17 protein-coding genes and 5 pseudogenes are annotated in these 22,265 nt (G+C 59.5%); 15 read left to right on the forward strand and 7 right to left on the reverse strand.

All coding sequences use genetic code 11. The features are described from left to right. Positions 1–414: 414 nt before the first annotated feature. The gene (locus tag AC1DM5_RS35820; RefSeq protein WP_477976870.1) at positions 415–2,187 is read left to right on the forward strand and encodes an adenylate/guanylate cyclase domain-containing protein; all 1,773 of its coding nucleotides are present in this window, start codon (positions 415–417) and stop codon (positions 2,185–2,187) included. A gap of 49 nt (positions 2,188–2,236) precedes the next feature. Continuing rightward, positions 2,237–2,404, forward strand: coding sequence for a hypothetical protein (locus tag AC1DM5_RS35825; protein WP_477976872.1), 168 nt, complete (start codon positions 2,237–2,239; stop codon positions 2,402–2,404). A 179-nt stretch (positions 2,405–2,583) separates the two neighbouring features. Here the strand turns inward: AC1DM5_RS35825 and AC1DM5_RS35830 are convergent, their stop codons facing one another. Further along, positions 2,584–3,123, reverse strand: a complete 540-nt coding sequence (locus AC1DM5_RS35830) for a hypothetical protein (RefSeq protein WP_477824103.1) — start codon at positions 3,121–3,123, stop codon at positions 2,584–2,586. Positions 3,124–3,979: 856 nt separating this feature from the next. On the opposite strand from AC1DM5_RS35830, the pseudogene AC1DM5_RS35835 reads away from it, so the two are divergent. Next, positions 3,980–4,721: pseudogene (locus AC1DM5_RS35835) on the forward strand (SDR family NAD(P)-dependent oxidoreductase). Between the two features lie 174 nt (positions 4,722–4,895). Here AC1DM5_RS35835 and AC1DM5_RS35840 read toward each other — a convergent pair. From AC1DM5_RS35840 to AC1DM5_RS35865, 6 genes are all read right to left on the reverse strand, one after another. Beyond that, positions 4,896–5,642: an SOS response-associated peptidase family protein gene (locus AC1DM5_RS35840; RefSeq protein WP_477824104.1), complete on the reverse strand. Its 747-nt coding sequence runs from the start codon at positions 5,640–5,642 to the stop codon at positions 4,896–4,898. A gap of 677 nt (positions 5,643–6,319) precedes the next feature. Beyond that, positions 6,320–6,826 (reverse strand): DUF995 domain-containing protein, encoded by a 507-nt coding sequence (locus AC1DM5_RS35845; RefSeq protein WP_477824105.1) that lies wholly within the window; start codon positions 6,824–6,826, stop codon positions 6,320–6,322. Positions 6,827–6,844: 18 nt separating this feature from the next. After that, complete coding sequence (locus AC1DM5_RS35850; protein WP_477824116.1) at positions 6,845–7,783, reverse strand: glycoside hydrolase family 26 protein; 939 nt, start codon at positions 7,781–7,783, stop codon at positions 6,845–6,847. Positions 7,784–7,802: 19 nt separating this feature from the next. After that, entirely contained in the window at positions 7,803–9,710 is a 1,908-nt protein-coding gene (locus tag AC1DM5_RS35855) for a glycosyltransferase family 2 protein (protein ID WP_477824106.1), read from the reverse strand. Next, positions 9,707–10,693: a UDP-glucose 4-epimerase GalE gene (gene galE / locus AC1DM5_RS35860; protein ID WP_477824107.1), complete on the reverse strand. Its 987-nt coding sequence runs from the start codon at positions 10,691–10,693 to the stop codon at positions 9,707–9,709. The genes AC1DM5_RS35855 and galE overlap by 4 nt, the downstream gene beginning before the upstream one ends. Then, positions 10,693–11,739 carry a UDP-glucuronic acid decarboxylase family protein gene (locus AC1DM5_RS35865; RefSeq protein ID WP_477824108.1) on the reverse strand — a complete coding sequence of 349 codons (1,047 nt, stop codon included), beginning with the start codon at positions 11,737–11,739 and terminating at the stop codon, positions 10,693–10,695. The genes galE and AC1DM5_RS35865 overlap by 1 nt, the downstream gene beginning before the upstream one ends. A 354-nt stretch (positions 11,740–12,093) precedes the next feature. Here AC1DM5_RS35865 and AC1DM5_RS35870 point away from each other — a divergent pair, with 354 nt between their 5' ends. The 12 genes and pseudogenes from AC1DM5_RS35870 to AC1DM5_RS35925 form a co-directional block, all read left to right on the forward strand. Next, positions 12,094–13,239, forward strand: a complete 1,146-nt coding sequence (locus AC1DM5_RS35870; protein ID WP_477824109.1) for a helix-turn-helix domain-containing protein — start codon at positions 12,094–12,096, stop codon at positions 13,237–13,239. A 656-nt stretch (positions 13,240–13,895) separates the two neighbouring features. Beyond that, on the forward strand, positions 13,896–14,858 hold the full coding sequence (locus AC1DM5_RS35875; RefSeq protein WP_477976874.1) for an HlyD family secretion protein: 963 nt from the start codon (positions 13,896–13,898) through the stop codon (positions 14,856–14,858). A 55-nt stretch (positions 14,859–14,913) separates the two neighbouring features. Continuing rightward, positions 14,914–16,401 carry an MFS transporter gene (locus tag AC1DM5_RS35880; protein ID WP_477976876.1) on the forward strand — a complete coding sequence of 496 codons (1,488 nt, stop codon included), beginning with the start codon at positions 14,914–14,916 and terminating at the stop codon, positions 16,399–16,401. Between the two features lie 213 nt (positions 16,402–16,614). Then, positions 16,615–17,562 carry an aldo/keto reductase gene (locus AC1DM5_RS35885; protein ID WP_477824111.1) on the forward strand — a complete coding sequence of 316 codons (948 nt, stop codon included), beginning with the start codon at positions 16,615–16,617 and terminating at the stop codon, positions 17,560–17,562. Positions 17,563–17,686: 124 nt separating this feature from the next. Continuing rightward, positions 17,687–18,059: pseudogene (locus AC1DM5_RS35890) on the forward strand (nuclear transport factor 2 family protein). 47 nt (positions 18,060–18,106) lie between these two features. After that, on the forward strand, positions 18,107–18,730 hold the full coding sequence (locus AC1DM5_RS35895; RefSeq protein ID WP_477824112.1) for a TetR/AcrR family transcriptional regulator: 624 nt from the start codon (positions 18,107–18,109) through the stop codon (positions 18,728–18,730). 45 nt (positions 18,731–18,775) lie between these two features. Beyond that, positions 18,776–19,030 (forward strand): annotated as a pseudogene (locus AC1DM5_RS35900) (uracil-DNA glycosylase family protein); the annotation flags it as partial. A 1-nt stretch (position 19,031) separates the two neighbouring features. After that, positions 19,032–19,298, forward strand: coding sequence for a hypothetical protein (locus tag AC1DM5_RS35905; RefSeq protein WP_477824113.1), 267 nt, complete (start codon positions 19,032–19,034; stop codon positions 19,296–19,298). A gap of 26 nt (positions 19,299–19,324) precedes the next feature. Further along, positions 19,325–20,172: pseudogene (locus AC1DM5_RS35910) on the forward strand (FAD-linked oxidase C-terminal domain-containing protein). Between the two features lie 48 nt (positions 20,173–20,220). Further along, positions 20,221–20,970, forward strand: a complete 750-nt coding sequence (locus AC1DM5_RS35915; RefSeq protein WP_477824114.1) for an electron transfer flavoprotein subunit beta/FixA family protein — start codon at positions 20,221–20,223, stop codon at positions 20,968–20,970. 32 nt (positions 20,971–21,002) lie between these two features. Continuing rightward, positions 21,003–21,931, forward strand: a pseudogene (locus AC1DM5_RS35920) (electron transfer flavoprotein subunit alpha/FixB family protein). Continuing rightward, positions 21,931–22,265, forward strand: a 335-nt coding sequence (locus tag AC1DM5_RS35925; RefSeq protein ID WP_477976878.1) for an NAD(P)/FAD-dependent oxidoreductase, incomplete at its 3' end; no start/stop codon positions are given. The pseudogene AC1DM5_RS35920 and the gene AC1DM5_RS35925, both read left to right, overlap by 1 nt.

The following is a 22,265-nucleotide window of genomic DNA, read 5'->3' on the forward strand; positions in this document are numbered from 1 at the left end:
GTCCGCATCCATCACCCCACTTCCTGACGGCGGTCGCGCCATCGCCGACATCAGCCGCAGATCGAAATCCCCATAGCCTCCGACTGTGGCCCGCGGGTTCCTTCCTCGGGGACTTTCGTACGCCTGCCGGCGCCCGAAACTCTTCACGGAAGCGGACTGGCAACTTCAGGCTGCGGATCTTCAAAGAGCGGACTTTCGGGTGGGCGCGGACATCGTCGTGACCTGATCCTGAGTGGGCTTCGACCGCGTTGGACGGCCGGGAGCATGACAGAGCAGTCATTGCGTGGGGCTACAACGTCGGCTGCGTCCACATGAGCCATGGCCCGATCTCAACCAAGATCGTTCGGAGCAGCGGCTAAAAGTTCTTTCTTGCCCTTTGTCTCCCTGTTATCGTGGAAGTTAGGAGACAGCGCCATGAGCGAGAACCGAAAGCTGGCTGCAATCCTGGCCGCGGACGTGGTTGGGTACAGTCGGCTTGCCGGCACCGACGAGGACCTCACCTTGGCGAGGTTGCGGACACTGCGCAGCGATCTCATCGATCCGACGATCGCCGTGCACCATGGCCGGGTGGTGAAGCGCACCGGCGACGGTGCGCTGGTGGAGTTCCGCAGCGTGGTGGACGCCGTGCGCTGCGCCATTGAGGTGCAGAACGGTATGGTGGAGCGTAATGACGGCGTCCCGCAGGACCGTCGCATTGAATTCCGGATCGGAATCCATTTGGGCGACGTCGTCGAGGAAAGCGACGGCGATCTGATGGGCGACGGTGTGAACATCGCCTCGCGATTGGAGGGCGTCGCCGCGGCGGGCGCGATCTGCCTGTCCGAGGATGCCTATCGCCAAGTCAAGGCGAGGCTCGACCTCTCGGTCAGCGATCTCGGCAGCACGCAGCTCAAGAACATCGCCGAGCCGATCCGGGTCTATTCGCTGCAAGTCGGCAGCGCATGGACCAAGTTAGCCGTGACCTCGGAAACCGCGACAAGCCAACCGGCGACGGCAGCGGCGCCGAAGCTGTCGATCGCCGTCCTGCCCTTCGCCAACATGAGCGGTGACGCCGAACAGGATTACTTCGCCGACGGCATCTCGGAAGACATCATCACGGCGCTATCGAAGCTGTCGCAGCTCTTCGTCATCGCTCGCAATTCGTCGTTCACTTTCAAGGGCAGGAACGTCCATGTGCAGGAGGTGGGCACGAAGCTGGGCGTGCGGCATATACTTGAGGGCAGCGTACGCAAATCGGGGAACAGGGTACGCATCACCGCGCAGCTCATCGACGCGACCACCGGCGGGCATCTATGGGCGGAGCGGTTCGATCGCGACCTCACCGACATATTCGCGGTTCAGGACGATGTCACGCAGCAGATCGTCGGCGCCCTGGCGGTCAACCTGACAGAGGGCGATCGGCAAAGACTTGCGCCGGAGCAGACCCGGCACCCGGAGGCGTATGACTGCTTCTTGCGTGGCCGGGAGCTGTGGCACCGGCTGACGAAGCAAACGAACAGCGATGCCCGCGACCTTCTGCAACGTGCCGTCGAACTTGACCCGAACTTCGCCTCGGCGCACGCCTTCCTCGCCCTTACCCACGGGCTCGACTATCTGAACCGGTGGAGCGCGTTGCCGCAGCGTTCGATCGAGCAAGCCGAAGAGGCTGCGACGCTGGCGGTAGCGCTGGATGATAGCGATCCCGTGGCGCACTGGGCACTGAGTCTGGTCAACCTTTACTCGCGACAGCACGATGGAGCCATCAGCGAGGCCGAGCGTGCGATAGTCCTCAATCCAAACTTCGCCGAAGGGCAGGTCAGCCTCGGCGAGGCACTTCTCTATTCAGGCAGATCCGAGGAGGCACTCGCCTATTTCGATCGGGCAAGGGTTTTGAACCCGTACTTTCCGGATGTCGTTCTCCACTTTCAGGCCTGGGCCTTCTTCCAATTGGGAAAGTACGAAGAGGCCGTCGAACTGTTGCTGCGACGCGTGAGCCGCAACCCCGTCACCGATGTCTCGCGGGCGCTTCTGGCCGCCTGTTACGGACACCTCGGCCGTTTCGAAGAGGCTCGCGCGAGGTGGCAAGAGGTGCTGCGCGTCAATCCCGGCTACTCCTTGGAATACCGTCGCAAAGTCTTGCCCTTCAAGAATCCCGCCGATTTCGAGCTCGTCACGGAGGGGCTCCGCAAGGCCGGTGTCGTACAATGACGGTGATTAATGTCGGATCTTGAACCTGTTGCCGCCATTTGCACAGAGGATGAGCAATAGCCAGTGCCGGCGCAGCGACGACCCGGCCCATGCCGAAGGACGGCGAGCCATCTTCCCGCGACCAGGCGGTAAAGCGACGCGCGGCCGCGATCTGACGCAGACGCATCTCGATCTTCTTGACCGGCTCCAGGCCCAGGAATACGCGGTCGCTGCATGAACCGGCTCGCAATAGTAATTCATCCAAGCAGTGCGACGCTGGTCTGCGTCCTAGAGTGATCTGGAGGTTCTAGGTTAAGGGTCAGATTCGCCATGTCGGCTTGCCGATGGACRCACAGAGGACGGAGGAATGATGTTGCCACTTTCGGCATATGCCGAAAGTGGAAGAGCAGGAAAGTGTTAAGCTGCCTGCGTTGACCGGACGACAGCAGCGCGGGCAATGCTCTCGGCAAACAACGGAGTTTCGCCTCGATTGTGTTTGGAGCCTGCGGCCTGGCGCGCCTGGGCAGCCTCTTCAAAGCTGATGTCGTTCTTCTTAAGAAAATCGATCATTTCATCGGTCGCATAAGCAGTCACCGTGTTCGAATATTCGCAGCTGGCCGCATCGATCTTTTTAACACGCAGCTCCCAGACCACTTGAACCTTGGTCCGTCCCCGGGGTGAGATCGCATCGGAAATCGAGACCATCTTGCAGTAATCGGGCTGCGTCACTTCACCCACGTAGTGCTGGATGATAAGGGCCTGGCCGATCGTCTCGACATTAATCGACATGCGACGACCATCATCCGTGAACGTAGCACCGGCCGCAATATGGTCGGGCGAGCAGCGTTGATATTCGGCTTCGGGTAGATTGAAAAGCCATTCCGGGATGTCAACGCTCTCAAATGGGACATTAATAACATGGCTGTAGCTGGAAAACGAAAGCTGGCGGTCTGACATTCTTACATCCTTCAATCTCGGGTTCTCTAATCACCGGCACGCGTCTGGAATACGTTCTTGACGAAAGTCTCTTAGCGGGTTCCGACATGCGCCGATCGAGCCAAGCGATCTTGCCCAGACGGCCAGGGGAGCGCTATTCAACGCTCGTTCAGATGGACCTAGACCAAGGTCCATCACAGCTTATCTCACGCGGAGTGAAGCGAACCACGCAAGGCACACTAAAACAAATGGCCTTGAATGAAACCACCACAGGAGGGGCACGACGGCCCGCAGATCGCTTTCAACGTCACGCGCCCAATAATCCTCAAGCACGGTCGAAAGCCAGAACACGCGTCGACGAGATCCAAGAGGGGCCATCGGGGACAATATCGAGCTAGGGACGCCGAGGCCGGCTTTTAGCAGCGCGGATGACAGTCTCTCGGTATGCCGCGCTACCCCGAGAAATTGGCGATACTCAAATCGCCTCATCTCACGGGGACTCGCCACGGTGCCATCAGTCTCGCGGTATATCTGCGTAAATTCGACGATGACGCGTTCCGATGACCCGAGAGCGCGTCTCCTGGTCACGGTACGATCGCACGCGAGAAGCGTTCGTAGGGCTTCGTTGGACAATGTCGATTTGGTATGCCGCCGTCCGGACAACGGCGCTCCGCGCCCGGCCACGCTGCCTCCTATCTCCTACACCAAAGCCTGTCGATGCGACGATCGTGAGGAGCCAAATACATCGTTTCGATCCTTCTTATATTGTCGCCGCTTGGTCGAGTTTGCGCTAGCGCGATGTCTGCAGATCGCGAGGATCATGACGCCGGCAGGCGGATTATCGGCCAGGCCATTCAGGCTTTTGGAGGAACGGTTCATGAATTCAATTGACTTGAAAGACAGGGTGACTGTCATCACCGGTGGTGCACAGGGGATCGGCTACGCCATCGCCGAGAGGGTGATCCAGTCCGGCGGGAAAGTCGCACTCCGGGGTTCAAATGGCAGCCTCTCGGCGGACCGTGCCGAGACACTTGGTCCGCGTGCCCAAGCATTCCAGGTCGACGTGACGGATTTCGATCTCGTCGGCAAGGCGGCGTCAGCGACTGAGGAGATTTTCGGGCGGATCGATTGTCTGGTGAATTCGGCGGGGATCACTGGGAAGGTTAAGCCGACGATCGAATACGACGCCGCGGAGTGGCGGAGCGTGGTCGACGTTGCCTGACCGGAACGCTCAACTCTTGCCGTCACGTCGTTCCATTGATGCTGAAGCGAGACTATGGTTGGATCGTCAATATCTCATCGGTGGCCGGAAAAGAAGGCAATCCAAACATTGCGGCCTATAGTGCTGCGAAAGCTGGCGTGCTGGGCTTCACCAAATCTTTGGGCAAAGAGCTTGCGAAGACCGCAATCGCAGTCAACGCGATAACACCCGCGACGGCGAAGACGCCGATACTTGCCGGGCTGACACCTGAATTCATTGAATATATGCTGGTCAGGGTTCCACGGGATCGCTTTGTCGAACTGACAGAGATTGCGGCGAAGTTTGGCTACTGTCGGAGGAAAACTCATTCACCACGGCCTCCACATTCGATCTAAGCGGCGGAAGAACGACTTACTAAGGATTATCTGTTTCACCTCCGACGAGATCGGGGCTTGTATTGTCTCATTGGCGCATCGACATCTGCTCGCAAAGACGATCATGGTTTCCGATGAGTCTCCCCGTCGCCCTTGTGGGCGTCAAGTGTTGAATGTGGCGTCCATAGGGCAGAACTGGCGTTGCCGGGCCGCTAACGCTACCGACGAGCATTCCTCCCTCCGCCCTGCCTGGGGCCTTCTTCACTATCCACGGCACTGGTTGCCGCCATGCGGACTTGGCTCATCCGTACCTCGCCTGTGTCGCGACCTTGCAAATCTGACGATACTCGGGAGGTCTGCACTTTCAGCGAGCCCCTCGGCAGCGGGCGCAACAGCTCTTCCTCAGGCCTGTCAAAGTCTATCCACGCTTTCCAGTCCCTTAGTTGAAGCACAACGACTTGGCGATTATGAAAAGGTTCCAAATCCGAGCCTGGCTCCGTTGTCAACATCGCGAACGCGGCAGGCTGGTTTTTACGGCTGGGCCGCCAGATCGCAGCGATCGCCATGAACGGCGCTTCAATGAGCGTGAACCGGTGTTTGGCCTTCGAGTGTTTTTTTCCGGTAAACTCGAAGAACGCGCTCGCTGGAACAAGACACCGGCGGCTATCTGTGAAATGTCTTCCTTTCGATCGGAGATTGAATACCGGGCCGCGCCTGCCAACCGGCGGAAAACCGAATTTCATCTGCGCAAGCTCTACGATATTGTCGCCCGCAGCTCGGATGACCGGCGCCATATCGCCGATCTTGATGTCGTCAGCGGGCGGCATATCCAGATCTGTTTGGTGTGTCGAGATGCCAAGCGCGAGATCCTGCATCACGATGCAGTATTCGGCGTAACTGGTATGTTGTTCGTACTCGCTGCACATGGGGAACGCCTCGGTGTTCGGGATTCTTTCGCTGAGCATCGCTGAGCCTTGGCCTTCGACTGCGTTGATGCTTCAATTGAAAGCTTGGATGCTTCAGGCCCTCACCTTCGATTGATAATCGGATGTGTCCAGCAACGCGGAGCGTAACTTCACGGGTCGCAGTGTGCAAGCCATATGCCGGCCGCCTCGCTTCACAGTTACCGGCAAGATGACGTTTGCAGCTCTGGTACTGAGCTTTGAAATGAACTTAACGAGGTCGGACCTAACTAGTAAGATCTGCTTTCAGGAAGCTGCGAAGCCGCCCTCTATGGCCGACATGGGGGCGCATGGTTGCCGAAACTTTCGACGCCAACAGATGCCCGCTCGGCCTAGGTGCGCACTATACACTCAAAACTTCTGAAAGGATTCGAACCCGTCGGGACGCCGTCCAGTGGATTGGACAATAGATATGTAGGCTCCAGAGCACCTGTTGCGCCCTTCCAGACTCCGCCTGCGGTGCCATGGCTCTTTCAATCGAACACTGTCGCGACATTAATCGGAACAGTCGACGGGACACCCGATGGTCCGGCCACGACAAAAGAGGCGCCGACTGTCCGTTCGCCGCCTCTTTGATTTGAAGGCGCTTCGCGATCCTTTTGAAAAGGTTTGCGCGCAGGCGTCGGCTCCCAGGCAAGGACACAGATGGCGCCTCGGCCGCGCAACCCCCTGCTTCGTCTTTATTTGATCCTCACGCTCGTCTCAATTCTCCCCAATTGAGAGCTCACGTAGTCGCCGTGGCGAAGCTTTGCGAATTCGTCGGTTGCTTGTGCCGGTGCGCTCTTGAAAACGTACCATCGACCGTCCGGTTCGCGTTTCTGATAGATCAGGCCGCCCTTCTTGCGGTGGCTGAAGCAGGTGATTGCCGTCGCCGTTCCGGCCTTGGCGTGCCAGTCGGCGTTGAAGCAGAGTTTACCCGGCTCCGTGATGAACCAGCGGCCCATGCCGAAGGACGGCGAGCCATTTTCCCGCGACCAGGCGGTAAAGCGACGCGCGTTTGTGGAGAAGTAGCCGGCGCCGGCCTTCCACATCCAGGAATTCTGGTTGTAGAGCTGATAGATTTCCGCGCTGCTCATCGGCTTTGCAGTCTCGATCCCCGCGGGCTCATTGGTTCCGGCAGCGGACGCGGCCGTGGCGATACCGCCGGTCAGGGCCACGGCCAGGAGCGTTTTTTGAAGCATGGACATGTTCAGGTTCCTTCTTGTTCAATTGATGCTTTCGCGGACGACCCGCCAGTCGGGGCGGCCATAACCGTCCGGCCACGGATAGACTTCACGGTCGTTGAAGTAGATAACGGCGCTCAGGGCCGGGAACTGGGGATGGCGTTTCGCTACGCTCTCAGCCCAGTTTCGTACGTATGAATCGTCGCCTTCGTAGCCGAGTTCCGCAACCATGATGGGCTTGCCGTAACCGGCGACACGGGCGTATCCGGGCGCAAGGTGCTCTGCAAACGTCTGGTCATGGCCGGTCTTGTCCCTGTCGTATTGCTGCAGGCCAAAGACCGAGAGCCCGATGAGATCGACGACATCGTTGCCGGGATAAAATGCCTGAAGCCCCTCATTGCCCTTTGGTGACCACATGTATTTGGCCGTCTTCAGGTGGACCTTGCAGACCGCCACCATACGACGATAGGCCTTGGCAAAATCGGCGCCATGCCAATGCGACCAGGAGAACTGGTTGTCGGTTTCGTCCATTTCCTGTCCCCAGCGAATGATGACCGGACTTTTCAACTTGGCAGCAGTCGAGCAGACGGCGGCCATGTTCGCATCGCGCGAACCGTCCAGGATGCTGTGCAGCAGTTCTTGCGAGGTTTGGCGCCAATCGGGTGACCAGGTCCAGGGCTCGACCGAGATCAGCAGGGTGCGGCCATGCGCTCGCGCATAATCATCGGCGAGGGCGAGCGTGCGCAGATCGACATCTTCCCAGGGCAGGAAGAGGTGTTCGATCTTCGAATCGGGCGAGGCGCCGAAATCTCCGTGCGGATCGTAGGCGCCGAACGTGATCGACTCCTTCGTGACGACCGGCATTTTGGTCGGCGGCGCGATGGACGATGTCGTCATTGCAAGCGGCTGCCCCTCGGCAAAGCTGTCCCGAGTGGTCGGCAGGACCGCGACTCCCGACAGCAATAGGCCGGTTAATGACAACAGGGCTATTTTGGATGGGTTATGCATTGTGTACTTCCTCTCCGCTTGGCCGCACATCCGGGTGAGCGGCATCCGTTCTCAGTTGGATTTCCACCGGATCGGAAATCCATCGTGGTTTGAAGAAGATCGTGCGCAGGGCGGTCCCGCCCCGGCCTGCACCGGAGACGGCGTAGCGCTCTTCGAACAGCTGAAGTCGGCCGCTGCCCCAAGCGAGTGCCTCGGTCGCATCCTTTCCGCGCATGATGGTTGCAACCGCCGGAAGCGCCACGAGCGCAAGAAGCACGGTCGCCATCGCCGGACGGTAGAAACGCGGGGCCGCCGCAATCGTATTTTCCTTCGAATGGCGCCCGACGATAACCAACAGCAGCGCGCAGTAGATTGCCGCATTCAGGACGGTAAAGAAGTACCCCCCGTTGGAAGCGCCGGCATGGTCGATTGCCAAGGCGGGCAATACCGCCATGAGCGCCAGCAAAGCGTAGGGCGCCAGGACACGCACCGGCAGCAGATCGACTTCGGACCGCCCTTTCGGCGTGACACGGAAGTCGACGAAGGAGCCTCTCACAAAATCGTGCACCGCAGCCAGCGTGCCGGCGAGCGCCCAGGGCCAGCGAGCGAAGAGAAAGAGCATGCATTCCCAGCTCAGGATCTTGGCGTCGTAGGGGCGGAACGAGCTGCTGGCGCGCCAGCGATAAGCCATCACCACGAGAGCGATAGAAAGCGGTGCGAAATGCGCCAGGAAATCTGGATAGGTCACTGTCACGAAGTTCTGGCCGCGCACGAGCGCGATGATCGGCAACGCAAACATGAGCAACATGAAGAACGCAAAGAGCGGATACCAGAGTTGCGAAAAGAGGAACTGGAACCTGAGCCGGGGCGGCAGCCGGCCGACGAGCCTCGGCGAGTACCGCAAGAGCACCATGACCAAGCTGCGCGACCACTGGAATTCCTGCGTCACGAGATCGCTGAAGGTTCTGGGGCCGTCACCATGGGCGATGGCATCCAGCGCATGCACACCCCGCCAGCCGCCGGCATTCATCATCAATGTCGTGGAATGGTCTTCAGCCAACTCCGGACCGAGGCCGCCGATCTGTTTGAGGGCGACGGTACGTACCGCGTAATGCGACCCTATGCACAGCGGCGCCAGGCCGCCATTGTAACCGGCTTGGAGCGAGCCGTGCATGCTGGCCTCGGCATAGAGCCTTCCACGTGCCGACCAGCTTTCGGAAGCGTTCTTGTCGCAAATGCTGGGGGCTGAGACATAGCCGACTTTTGGATCGGCGAACGGACGCAGCATGTGGAAGAGATAGTCGGGCGCGGGAACATGATCCGCATCGAGTTGCGCCACGAAATCGTAGCGGCTGTAGCCGTGGTGGTCGTAGAAGAAGGCGAGGTTGCCTTCCTTGCATCGCGTGCGTCGGGGCCACGACGTCCGATGATAATCGGATCGCCCCTTGCGGGTCGAGACGAAGACCCCGTGCCCGGAGCACCAGTCGAGAGTCTCGGGGGAAGGGTCTTCGTCGGCAAGCCAGGTGTCGTGTTCCACCTCCTGGGCAAGCATTGCCAGTAGGGTTTCACTGACGACCGAGAAGGGTTCCGCCGGCGCCTTGGTCACGACCATGGCCACTCGACTGCCCGCCGGCAGGCGCAAGGGACCGTTCGGTCTTGCCGCCCGATAGAAGATGGCGATGAAATAGGCCGGCAGAGCGGTAACCCAGGCAAGAACGAGGCTCACCGTAGTTGTGCCGAAAGCATCGACGTGATGGCGCGGCTCCAGCCACCAGGTCCAGAAATAGGCGAAGGCGCAGGCCCATACGGCCGCCGAGAACAGATATTCGGCCCGCCGATATCCGGTCAGAACCGGGACAAGAAGCGGCTCGTGGGAGGGTTCCGGAGCATGCGTTGCTTGGGTAATGGCAGGTTCGGTCACGCGCGCGCCTCCAGTCCGAAGAACGGAGCCGCCGTCCGCACGATGGTTTCGAGGTCGGAATATCGAGGCTGGAAGCAGAGCGTCTCGCGGGCAAGGCTGGCGTCGGCGTAGAGGCTGGGCGGATCGCCCGGCCGGCGCGGATGGATGACGACCGGGACTTCGCACCCGGTCGTTTCCTGGATCACGCGCAGGACTTCCCTGATGGAAAGCCCTCGCCCGGTGCCGAGGTTGACAGCGAGGTTTGCTCCGCCTTTGGCGAGATGGGTGAAGGCCTGAACATGGGCGCGCGCGAGATCTGCGACGTGAATATAGTCCCTTATGCAGGTCCCGTCAGGAGTGTCGTAATCATCGCCGAATATCTCCAGGTGCGGAATCCGGCCGGCCGCGGCCAGCAGCGCCCGCGGAATAAGATGGGTTTCCGGAACGTGCCATTCGCCAAGCTCGCCGTCCGGATCGGCTCCACAGGCATTGAAGTAACGCAGGGCAACATACCGCAGGCCGTAGGCCGCTGCATAATCGGCAAGCATATGCTCGCCGGTCAGCTTGCTCTGGCCGTAGGGATTGATCGGAGCCTTCGGCAACGTCTCATCGATCGGCAGCACGGAGGGGACGCCGTAGACGGCACAACTCGATGAGAGGATGACGTTCTGAAGCCCCGTCTGCCGGCAGGCATCGATAAGCGATAATGCACCGCAGACATTGTTGTTGTAATATTTCGCTGGGTTTTGCACGGACTCGCCCACGTAGGCCGAGGCGGCAAAGTGGATGACGGCATCGGGAGCATATTTCTCGATGACCTCGATCAGGCATGGCGTGTCGAGGACGTCACCTTCGACGAAAGGCCCCCAGCGCACGGAAGAATGGTTTCCGGTCGTGAGATTGTCGTAGACGACAGGCTCAATCCCCTCCGAGCGGAGGAGCTTGGCGGTGTGGCTGCCGATATAGCCGGCACCGCCCGTGACAAGGACCCGGGGCGCATCCATCAGACCGCCTCCAGTTCGCGTGCCGGACGGGTGAGAAGACCATCGAAATAGTCGATCGTCTGACGCAGGCCGCTCGACAAGTCGATCTTCGGCCGCCAGTCGAGTTCCTGCATGGCAAGCGAAATATCGGGGCGACGTTGACGGGGATCGTCAACCGGCAGAGCGCGATGGATGATTTGCGACCGGGAGCCGGTCAATCCGATCACCTGCTCGGCCAGCTCCCGGATCGTGAACTCGCCCGGATTGCCGAGATTGACGGGCCCCGTCAGCGACGCCGGTGAGGCCATCATGCGGACCATGCCACCGATGAGATCATCGACGAAACAGAACGAGCGGGTCTGGGTACCGTCGCCATATACGGTGATGTCTTGCCCCGTCAGGGCCTGAACGATGAAATTCGAGACGACGCGGCCGTCGTCCGGACGCATCCGCGGGCCGTAGGTGTTGAAGATGCGGATGACCTTGATCTCGACGCCGTGCGTGTTGTGGAAGTCGAAGAACAGCGTCTCGGCGCACCGCTTGCCCTCGTCATAGCAGGAGCGCGGCCCGAACGAATTGACGTTGCCCCAGTAGCTTTCGACTTGCGGGTGGACGTTCGGGTCGCCGTAGACTTCGGAGGTGGATGCCTGAAGGATGCGTGCGCCGGTGCACGCGGCCAGCTCCAGAAGGTTGAGGGAGCCCAGGACGCAGGTCTTTGTCGTATGGACCGGATCGGCCTGATAATGCAGGGGCGATGCCGGGCAGGCGAGGTTATAGATCTCGTCGACTTCCAGATCGAGCGGGTGGACGATATCGTGAGCGACGACATTGAAGCGATCGATGCGCTTCAGATTGGCGATATTGCGCCGCATGCCGGTGGAAAAGTTGTCGAGGCAGATCACCTGGTGTCCGGCGGCCAAAAGCGTCTCGCACAGATGTGATCCGAGGAAACCTGCACCGCCGGTGACAAGAACTCTCTTGGGAGCACGAGATTTTGCCGATGAATAATTTGCATGACGAACCGACGCTTGCGCAGAGTGCGCACGACTTTTACCAAGATAGTTCATGACTACCTCCCGTGTGTTCAGATTTATTCTGTCGGATTTTCATCTTTTTACTTCGCCATTTCGAACAACTACGTCCTTCTATCAGGCGAATATTTTACTAGCCTGGCTTTTCCTCTGGAAAGAACCGTTGTTTATTTAGATACAGCCAAGGGAGGCAATTGTCGTTATCCTCACATCCTGGAAATTATCGCTCCGTACATTTCTGAGCGAAAAGGAGTATGATAAACAACTTATGGAGGTGGCGCTTCGAGCACCTCCGCTTTTAGGGCGGGGTTCTGCGGAGATTTCAGCCGCAAAACAATTGCTTTTCCCAATTTCCATGGCTCGCGTCGGGTCATGCGCTGGAGGAATTGGATGGCTACAGGGGAATCCGACGATGATCCTCCTCCAGAACAGGAACGGCCGGTGCATATCGAGCGGCGGCGCTGGCCGCGTGAACCGGCCATGCGCAAGGAACGCCCGCCCCATGCCTCCCCTGCTCTCGTGCCGCTGCGGTTCTCGACGCAGGACCTGCCACCAGCAGAACAATTCCCTGCCTGGCGGGCACATATGGCACCGCTCGTGGACGTTCTTCTGCCGCAGGGAAAATCACCGGAAGACGGGTTCCTCGCGGAGCAGATCGGCTGGCATCTCGGCGATATCCTCATCGTCCAGCAGCGCGCGCAGGCCCACAGATATATCCGCGATCAGGCCGCGCTTCGATCAAGCCCCATCGACCATTGGAACGTCGGCCTGCTGCGTAGCGGCCAGGCCTGGACCGAGGTCAACCGTCGTGTCACCGAGACCGGCGCCGGCGAGATATTTTTCATGTCTCTCGGCAGCCCCTATCGCGGACGGATGACCGAGAACGAAGCTTTGCTCGTGTTCCTGCCCTATGAGCTGCTGGCTCGCGATGCGGGTCTTCTCCAGAGCGCCGGCAACACGGTTCTGTCGGGCAGCCTCGCCGAGCTGCTCAAGGGCTATCTCACGGGCCTCGAAACGAACCTCGGCAATCTGACGATAGAGGAAGTGCCCCGGATCATCCAAACCATCGGCGATATGGTCGTTGCGGGCGCGGCCTCGTCGAAAAGGACGGATACGGGTCAAAACCAGACCAACCTGGGACTGATGGAGCGGGCGCACCGCTACATTCACGTCAATCTCCATTCGGAAAACTTGACACCGGACATGATGTGCCGCGCGTTGGGGATTTCTCGTACGCGGCTTTACCAGCTGTTCGAGGCGAACGGAGGCGTGCTCAATTATATTCGCAGGCGGCGATTGCTGCAGGCCTATGCGGATCTCAGCATTCCGGCCGACCACAGGCCGATTTCAGAAATCGCAGAAGCCGCCGGGTTCGAGGTCGCCGCCAATTTTACGCGCGCCTTCATCCATGAATTCGGGCTGAGCCCGCGTGAAATCCGAAGGACGGTGGCAACCGAACAGCGGCCGGCGCCGGCCGTCCGCTCCACGCGGCGTTTCGGAAAAACGATCGGCGATTGGCTGGCGCTCACGAGTTGATCCGGCATGGCGTTTTTCGGATCATTCAAATCAAAATTGCCGAAAGAGCGTGCTCGGCCCGAGCACAAATGCTGATAGTCCGGCTGGGCTACCGTGCGTCGCAACCGGGGCCGGCATAGTGCCAAAATAAAGGCACCCATCGTGGCTGAATCATCACCCCGGTAAGAACCGCTTTGCCGAGCCTTCCGCTCGACATATCCGACGCACGGATAGGTCCAGTGATACCCCAGCATCCGAAGCGTCTCGTTTACCGCCCTGACCACCAAGGACGCCCTGTTTGTGAGTAAAATCTCGGGCTGGGCATCGAATCCGAAATGCCAATATCCAACGAGCCATTGTATAAACGATACGTATCGTTTATATAGCGTCAACACGTCAGTCGCCTGGAGGCGCAATGACCGAACATGCAGCGACGTTTTTAATAGCGGCCGATGGGTCGGGGTATGGTGGAGAATATGATCAGGTTGCTGAATAGGAACCAAGCAGATGAACGGCCGGAAGAGCGGGCCATGACGGCACAGGCCAACTCGCACGCGAGCGCACCGCCGTCCGCTGCGCAGGAAAAGGCAAACTTGCGGGCGTTAATTGTCCCAGCAACCGCTATTATCGTCGCGTTCGTTGCGGTCGGTGCTTCGGCGACGCGCTGGGATACATGGGTGGCGACAAGAAGTGTTCAATCCACCGACGACGCTGCGGTCTACTCGGACATCTCCTCTGTCAGCGCCCGTGTCGGTGGCACTGTAGAGACCATCTCGGTCGAAGATTACGCCCGGGTCAGGGCGGGCGATCCGATATTCTCCATCGACCGGAAGCCCTATGAGATCGCACTTCGTGGCGCGAAAGCAAGGCTCGCTGCCGCCAACGCTCAACTTGACGATATCGACACCCAGCACGCGTTTCAGCTGACGCAGATCGACGTGGCCATCGCCCAGCAAAAGGCGGCTACCGCCGATGAGGTCGAGGCGGAGAAGGAGCTCCAGCGACAGACGAGGCTAGGCATCGATGGGAGGGTAAGTACGGTCCAGAGTTTCGAAAAGGCGACCGCCGCGCACGAGCGGGCGCTTGCAAACCTGGATGTAGCGCGTGCAAACGTCGCCGCTCAGAGGGTCAAGCTCGAAGTCCTCGCCAGACAGCGCGACACACTGAAAGCAAATCTCGATACCGCAGCATCAGATCTAGCCGCCCGCGAACTGGAGCTCGGATACACGAACGTACGGGCGCCAGTCGATGGCATCGTCGCCAGACGAAACGCGCAGGTCGGGAACTACGTTGCTGCGGGCACGCCCCTGATCTCGATCGTTCCGCTTCCGAAGATCTACATCCTTGCGAATTACAAGGAGAACCAGCTGTCCATGGTTCACGAGGGGCAGTCGGTCGATATCTCGGTCGATTTGCTGCCGGGTACGGCATTTCGTGGAACGGTGTCGAAAATATCCCCGACGACTGGATCAACCTTTGCTCTGCTGCCCGCTGACAACGCGACCGGCAACTTCACAAAGGTCGCGCAGCGTCTCGCTGTTCGGATCGAACTCGACCCGGATCAGCCAAATTTCGATCGGCTGCGGCCTGGTATGTCGGTCACGACGCGCATCGCCACCAAGGGCGAAGGCCATGTCTGAGAACTTACATCGGCGCGACCTCTCTCGCCAGGGCTACATCGCCGTGGCGATGATCATGGCATCGATATTGACAGCGTTCGACGTCCGCACTGCCGGCATTGGGCTCTCGGATCTGCGTGGCGCCTTCGGTCTCAGCTTCGATGAGGGTGCGTGGCTGAGCACCTTCGCAACGGCGCCACAGATCTTTGTGGCCCCGTCGATCGGCTGGCTGATTGCAGTGTTCGGGGTGAAGCGGGTCATGGTCGGTCCGACCATACTCTATTCGGTGATCTCCGTGGTCATCCCGTTGGTCCACGGATTCAATTTCCTGGTCGTGCTGCATGCTTTAAGGGCCATTTTCCTTGGCATGTTCGTCGGCGCGACGCTGCTGACTGCCTTCCGCAATCTGGACCGCAGGTATTGGATCATCGCTCTTTCCTTCTACGTCTTGCGCATCCCGTTCGCCCAAAATCTCGGCCTCTATACGGCCGGCAGCTATTCCCAGACGATCGGCTGGCAATGGCTGTACTGGCAAGGTGCCGTTGTCTCCCCGACGATCGGCATTCTTTTCTGGTATGGGGCCAAACCGGCTGCAATCGACCATGCCCTTCTCGGGCGTGCTGATTGGGGTGGTATGGCACTGTTCGGCTCGGCGCTCACGACGCTGTATTTCGCGCTGGATCAGGGCAATCGGCTTGACTGGTTTCAGTCTGGCCTCATCGTGTCCTTGCTTGCCTCGGCTGTTTTTCTGATATGCGCGTTTCTGTGGCACGAGTCTCGGGTCGAACATCCCTGGGCCCATGTCTCGGTTCTTCGCACGCGAAACATAGCGCTCGGGTTCGCCGCCATTGCATGTTTCATGACAACAAGCCTCGGCAGTTCGCTGATCGAGCCGAACTTCCTTGTTTCGGTGGCGCGATTGCGCCCTGAGCAGATTGGGGATTTCGAGGCGCCGTATGCGATCCTTCTGCTTGTAGGCGCGACCTTCACTGCAGTGACGCTCGTGCGGAAACTCAAGCAGCGCGCCGCCCTGACGATTGGCTTTACATGTTTCCTGCTGTCGGCCTGGATTGGAACCCAGTTGACGAGCCAGTGGTCACTGCCCGAATTTCGACTGATCACGATCCTCCAGACATTCGGAGAGGAAATCGTCTTCCTTGCAGCTGTCGCAACCCTATTCAGTAATGTGGACCCCGCCCGAGCCATATCGTTGACAGCCTACGTGCAGGTTATGAGATTGATTTGTTCGGAAACCGTTGCCGCGATCATGGTGACCTGGATCAGACAGCGCGAGCAATTGCATTCCTATCTTATCGGCCTCCACGTCACCGGGACGACGCCCGGATGGGGAACGACGCTCTCGCAACTTGCCTCCAGCACGGGGATAGAAGCGAAAGCAGACGTGGCTAAGCGCGGGATCGGAGCTCTCACCACGATCGTGCAGCGCGAAGCCAATGTCGCCGCCTATATCGATGGGTACTGGATCACGTTCGCGGCCGCGGTCACCGGATTGATCGTGGTTGCCCTCATGAAGCCTTCCCCTTCGCATCCGCTGACCACGTGATGTAAGGTTGACGACATGTGCCGAGCGGCGCGCGCAGCGCCCCGCTCTCGAACGAGACGCCAAGTCCGTCGCCATCGTGCTATAGTTGGCCACTAGCCGATCGCTACAGGCCAACAAAGGATCTCAGCATGCGATCGGTATTTGATCAGCTCTCACAGAGCGGCAAACGATCCCAGCCATTCAATTTTGTTCTCAAGTCGAAGGAGTAGGCCAATGGAAGCCTCCGATACGCTGCGCTACAAGACAATCCCCCTTGCCACAGTCGGCAAAGAAATGCCCGCCGTCGGGTTCGGCACCCTCATCCCCGACCCGGATATGACGAAGCAGGCCGTTGCGAAGGCCTTATCCGTTGGATTTCGCCATTTGGACTGCGCGGAACGATATCGCAATGAAGAGGCCATCGGAGAGGCAATTGCTGAGGCGATCGCCGATGGAACCGTTCGTCGGGAGGACTTGTTCATCACGACGAAGCTATGGAACACAAACCACCGCCCGGAACGGGTGAAAGCGGCGTTTGAAGCAAGCCTTCGACGCCTTAAGCTCGACTACCTGGACGCCTATCTCATCCATACGCCTTATGCTTTTCTCCCGGGCGAGGAACTGGATCCGCGAGACGAGAACGGTCAAGTCATCTATGATGCCGAGGTCAGCTTGATCGAAACCTGGCGCGCGCTCGAAGAGCTTGTCGATAGCGGTCGTTGTGGATCGATAGGCCTTTCGGACATTACCCTGGACAAGCTGAAGGAGATTGTCGCGAGCGCACGCATCAAGCCGGCTATCGTACAGGTGGAGGCCCATCCATATCTGCCCGAATGGGAGCTGCTCGACTATTGCCAGGCCAAGGGGATCGTGTTGCTGGCATTTGCACCACTGGGCCACGCGATGGATCCTAACCTGCTTGCAGACCCTGTCATCACCGGGATCGCCGGCCGCGCCAAAAAGACGCCGGCACAGGTGGCCCTCGCCTGGGCCGTACAGCGCGGCACCGCCTTCTTGACGACGTCGACCAAGCCGCTCCGCATCGAGGAGAATTTCGCGATCTCAGCTCTTCCGGATCAGGAGATGGTACGGATCCGTTCCGAGATATCGACGAACGTTCGGTTCAACAGCGTCGTCGAGACAGGCGTTCCCGGTTTCATCCCTCGGGTGAAACCGAAGTAGATCGCAAGTTAAGCCCTCCCGGAGGGGTAAGGCGACCGTCAATGCTTCTCCGGTCGCCGCCAGGCTTCAATCGCCCTCGGCGCTCCAGTTTCAGTTCGTACGACGGCAGCTATAGGAGGCCAAGATGGAAGTCCAAACAGTGAGATTGGCGCTCGAGCAGCATGCGCCGCATCCGACGCCGGCGAGTTTGAGGTTGAGCATGAAATCTATCGCGACGATGCATTGCTTGAATACCCGCAGTGCGCCGAACGGATCCATGGTCGCCGCAAGATCCAGGAAAGCCGCGTCGCCCCGCCCAACAAGAAGCGGTTAGCGTTCGCCGGATTACCGGCAGCGGTAGCCTATGGGTCACAGAATTCGTTCTGACCTATGACGGCAAACCCTCTTACGTGGTGAGCATCATGGAATTTCACGACAGGCTCGTCGCTAAAGAGACGCAATACTTCACTGAGCGGTTCGACCCCTCGCCCTCCCGGGCACATTTGGTTGAAAGATAGACCACTCGCCATTGATCGTTAATGGCGAGTTGGGATAGGTGCTGGCGATGACCACGAAGACAAAGACCTCGACAGCAAAGAAACGAACCTCGATCGGATCGCGCCGCAGCCCCGACGCCGAAGCCGCGGTACTTGCCGCCGCCCGAGACCTGATTTCGGAGAAGGGTTATGCGGGATTTTCGGTCGATGAGGTCGCACGACGCGCCAGCGCCGGAAAAACCACCATCTATCGCTGGTACCCAACGAAGGCCGACCTCTTCATCGCGATCTATACGACCGAACGGTCGGCTTCCGTGCCTGTTCCCGACACCGGAAACCTCATCGCTGATCTCGTGCAATATACGACAAGCCTCTGGCGTTTCTGGGCATCGCATCCGGCAGGAGCCGCGCTGCGCGGACTGATCGCCGAGGCGCAAGGCACTCCGGAAGCCCTCAGCGCTCTGCGTGATAGATTTCTTCCCGAACGGACGTCAGACGTCAGACGAATTTTGACTGACGCGGCAAACCGGGGTGAACTGCAGGCGCACGAAGTTGATGACAAGATTTCGTTATGGGTCGGCTTCAGCTGGCTCAAACTGCTGATTGGCGAACTCCATGAGGAGGAGGTTATAAGGCCCATCATGATGCAGATTGCCGGCCTTTCCAGCCGCCCGAAGCAATGTCGGCATTAATCGGCGTAACCAATCGACAGGAGAACGTAACCGATGTCCTCGGATATGGTTCGTCACCAGAATGAGCAGGCGGCAGTCGGGCTGTCTGACGTTCTTGACTTCCGTCTTTCGGTCGTTTTCTGCGGCCTGACCCCGCCTTGACGGCTGTCCGGGACGGGCGCAACTTCGCCTCTTCCAGCAATCGCTTCTGAAGGGTGTTGCATCTTTCGGGGTTCACGCGGCGGCTCCTGCGGGCCGAGGAAGAGCAGGAACTGCTCCAGCACGGATGCGGCATTACCGCCGTTGTTTCCCGCGCGACAGAATGGAGAGATGGTCTGAAGCTGGTGTTGTACGGCGGTCTCGACCCCTTGACGTACCAGCGGGCGAAGCCGAGGGCGGCGTCATCGGGCATGAAATCGACCTTGAGCTTGTCGCGGCACTTCCAGCAGATCACCTGCTCGCCGGCGGCCTCCATGAATTCCCGCTGTCGGAGCTCCTCCTGGAGATGGGCCCATACCGGCCATCCCGCGAGGTCGACGATGAGATCGATGTCATCCGTCGCGCGCACGCCCTGCCTTACTCCCTTTGACCGGCTTTTTGTAGCGGAGTGAATCCATGACATCGCAACCCACTCATATCGATACCTTGCGCCGGATACTGGGAGAAAGAGGCGTCCTGACCGGCGCTGCCACCGCGTCCTACGAAGAAGGCGCTCGTTATGATGTCGGCAAGGCTGCGTTTGTCATGCGACCATCGACGACGGTGGAGGCGTCGCAGGCCGTGGCCTATTGCGTTCGCAACGGCATCCACATTGTTCCGCAGGCCGGCAATACCGGTGTGGTCTCCGCGTCAACCCCCGACGTGAGTGGTATGCAAGCAGTATTGAGCATCGATCGCCTGAACACCGGTTTGAAACTGGATCGGGACAACCGTTCCGTACGTGTCGACGCCGGCATTCTCCTGTCAGATCTCAACGCGGCTCTGGAGCCGGAGGACTTGTTGCCGACGCCCTTTTTGGCTCATCGCACGAAATGTGGACCTTGCGGCACGCCATCTCGGAAGGTGTCAAACAGCTAGGCAAGCTCGTCGCCTTTGACCTGGCATTCAGAAGGGGCGATCTCATGCGCTTCTGCGAGCGAATGAAAGCCGACATTCCAGCATTTTTTCCTGACGTTACGATTTGCGATTTTGGGCATATCGGGGATGGCGGTGTTCATTTCAATCTGGTTGCAGCCCATGGTAGTGCGACCGCACAAGACCCAACGTTTGAGCATCGCCTCAGGGATTGGGTCTACGATGTGGTCGTCAACGATTACCATGGCAGCTTCAGTGGTGAACACGCTATCGGACGTAAGAATCAGGCTTATTACGACAAATACACGCCAATCTCTGTGAGGAAGATGGCCAGGCAATTGAAGGCGATCACCTCGCCTGCCGGCCTAGGCGCCGTTCGATTTGGTTGACGCCTACATCACCTTAACATGGTGGCATGAAAGGGTAGTGGTGAGGTTATGAAGATTCTCGTCCCCGTTGAGCGGGTTGTTGATTACAACGTGAAGATCCGCGTGAAGCCGGACGGCACGGGCGTCGAGCTCGCCAATGTGAAGATGTCGATGAACCCGTTCGACGAAATCTCGGTGGAAGAGGCCCTGCGGCTGAAGGAGGGAGGCAAGGCGGAAGAAGTGATCGTCGTGTCGATCGGCCCGGCCAAGGCCGAGGAAACGCTGCGCACCGCCGTTGCCATGGGCGCCGACCGGGCGATCCTGGTCGAGACCGACGATCAGGCCGAGCCGCTCGCCGTTGCCAAGATCCTGAAGGGCGTCGTCGATGCCATCGGGCCGGGCCTGGTCATCGTCGGCAAGCAGGCGATCGACGACGACAGCAACCAGACCGGCCAGATGCTGGCAGCGCTGATGGGATCGGCCCAGGCGACCTTCGCCTCGAAGATCGAGATCGGTGACGGCAAGGCCAAGGTCACCCGCGAAGTCGATGGCGGTTCGCAGACGATCGAGATCAAGCTGCCGGCCGTCGTGACCACCGACCTGCGCCTCAACGAGCCGCGGTACGCCTCGCTGCCGAATATCATGAAGGCGAAGAAGAAGCCGCTCGACAAGAAGAGCCCAGCGGACTTCGGCGTCGATACGACCCCACGCCTCAAAGTCTTGAAGACGGAAGAGCCCTCGGGCCGCATGGCCGGCGTCAAGGTCGGATCGGTTGCCGAGCTTGTCGACAAGCTGAAGAACGAAGCCGGCGTCTTGTGATCTGAAGCGGAAGATTTAGGGAGTTTATCATCATGGCCATTCTTCTTCTGGCTGACCACGACAACAACAGCCTGTCCGACCAGACCGCAAAGGCGCTGAGCGCTGCAGCAAAGATCGGTTCCGACATCCATATCCTCGTTGCCGGCAAGGATGCCAAGGCAGCCGCCGATGCAGCCGCGAAACTGTCCGACGTCTCCAAGGTGCTGCTCGCCGAAAACGACGCGCTGGCCAACAATCTGGCCGAGCCGCTGGCCGACCTGATCCTGTCGCTGGCACCAGGCTACGACACGATCATCTCGGCCGCCACTTCGGTGGGCAAGAATGTCATGCCGCGGGTGGCTGCCCTTCTCGATGTCGCCCAGGTCTCCGAGATCATCGAAGTCGTCTCATCCGATACGTTCAAGCGGCCGATCTATGCCGGCAATGCCATCCAGACGGTGCAGGCGAGCGATGCCAAGAGGGTCATCACCGTGCGCACCGCCTCCTTCACCTCTGCAGGCGAGGGCGGCTCTGCGGCCGTCGAGGCGATCGCGGCGATTTCCAATCCTGCGCTGTCGTCCTTCGTCTCGGATGCGATTGCCGCTTCCGAACGTCCGGAGCTGACCTCGGCCAAGATCATCGTCTCGGGCGGCCGTGCGCTGGGCTCGTCGGAGAAGTTCAAGGAAGTGATCTTGCCTGTGGCCGACAAGCTCGGCGCTGCCGTCGGTGCGTCTCGTGCGGCCGTCGATGCCGGCTATGCGCCGAACGACTGGCAGGTCGGCCAGACCGGAAAGGTGGTCGCGCCCGATCTCTACATCGCCTGCGGCATCTCGGGCGCCATCCAGCATCTGGCCGGCATGAAGGATTCCAAGGTCATCGTCGCCATTAACAAGGACGAGGAAGCCCCATCTTCCAGATCGCCGACTATGGATTGGTCGCTGATCTCTTCGAGGCGCTGCCAGACCTGCAGAAGAGCTTCTGATGTCGCCTGATACGGGCCTGCCTTCCCGCGAGGCGATGGAATTCGACGTTGTGATCGTTGGAGCTGGGCCTGCGGGCCTTTCTGCTGCGATCCGGTTGAAGCAGGTCGCTCCGGATCTTTCGGTGGTGGTTCTGGAAAAGGGTGCCGAAGTCGGCGCCCATATCCTSTCSGGYGCCGTCGTCGAYCCGATCGGCGTCGATGCGCTGCTGCCCGGCTGGCGTGCGGAGGCGGACCATCCCTTCAAAACCGCGGTGAAGGCAGACCACTTCCTGCTGCTCGGCCCGGCCGGCTCCATCCGCCTGCCGAACTTTGCCATGCCGCCGCTGATGAACAA

Source organism: Rhizobium sp. 01T437 (assembly GCF_056398505.1).

Excerpts from the sequence above, each read along its gene's own strand:
- AC1DM5_RS35820 (WP_477976870.1), top strand. The coding sequence starts at position 415 with ATGAGCGAGAACCGAAAGCTGGCTGCAATCCTGGCCGCGGACGTGGTT.
- AC1DM5_RS35825 (WP_477976872.1), top strand. The coding sequence starts at position 2,237 with ATGAGCAATAGCCAGTGCCGGCGCAGCGACGACCCGGCCCATGCCGAA.
- AC1DM5_RS35830 (WP_477824103.1), bottom strand. The coding sequence starts at position 3,123 with ATGTCAGACCGCCAGCTTTCGTTTTCCAGCTACAGCCATGTTATTAAT.
- AC1DM5_RS35840 (WP_477824104.1), bottom strand. The coding sequence starts at position 5,642 with ATGCTCAGCGAAAGAATCCCGAACACCGAGGCGTTCCCCATGTGCAGC.
- AC1DM5_RS35845 (WP_477824105.1), bottom strand. The coding sequence starts at position 6,826 with ATGTCCATGCTTCAAAAAACGCTCCTGGCCGTGGCCCTGACCGGCGGT.
- galE (WP_477824107.1), bottom strand. The coding sequence starts at position 10,693 with ATGGATGCGCCCCGGGTCCTTGTCACGGGCGGTGCCGGCTATATCGGC.
- AC1DM5_RS35865 (WP_477824108.1), bottom strand. The coding sequence starts at position 11,739 with ATGAACTATCTTGGTAAAAGTCGTGCGCACTCTGCGCAAGCGTCGGTT.
- AC1DM5_RS35870 (WP_477824109.1), top strand. The coding sequence starts at position 12,094 with ATGGCTACAGGGGAATCCGACGATGATCCTCCTCCAGAACAGGAACGG.
- AC1DM5_RS35880 (WP_477976876.1), top strand. The coding sequence starts at position 14,914 with ATGGCATCGATATTGACAGCGTTCGACGTCCGCACTGCCGGCATTGGG.
- AC1DM5_RS35885 (WP_477824111.1), top strand. The coding sequence starts at position 16,615 with ATGGAAGCCTCCGATACGCTGCGCTACAAGACAATCCCCCTTGCCACA.
- AC1DM5_RS35895 (WP_477824112.1), top strand. The coding sequence starts at position 18,107 with ATGACCACGAAGACAAAGACCTCGACAGCAAAGAAACGAACCTCGATC.
- AC1DM5_RS35905 (WP_477824113.1), top strand. The coding sequence starts at position 19,032 with ATGGAGAGATGGTCTGAAGCTGGTGTTGTACGGCGGTCTCGACCCCTT.
- AC1DM5_RS35915 (WP_477824114.1), top strand. The coding sequence starts at position 20,221 with ATGAAGATTCTCGTCCCCGTTGAGCGGGTTGTTGATTACAACGTGAAG.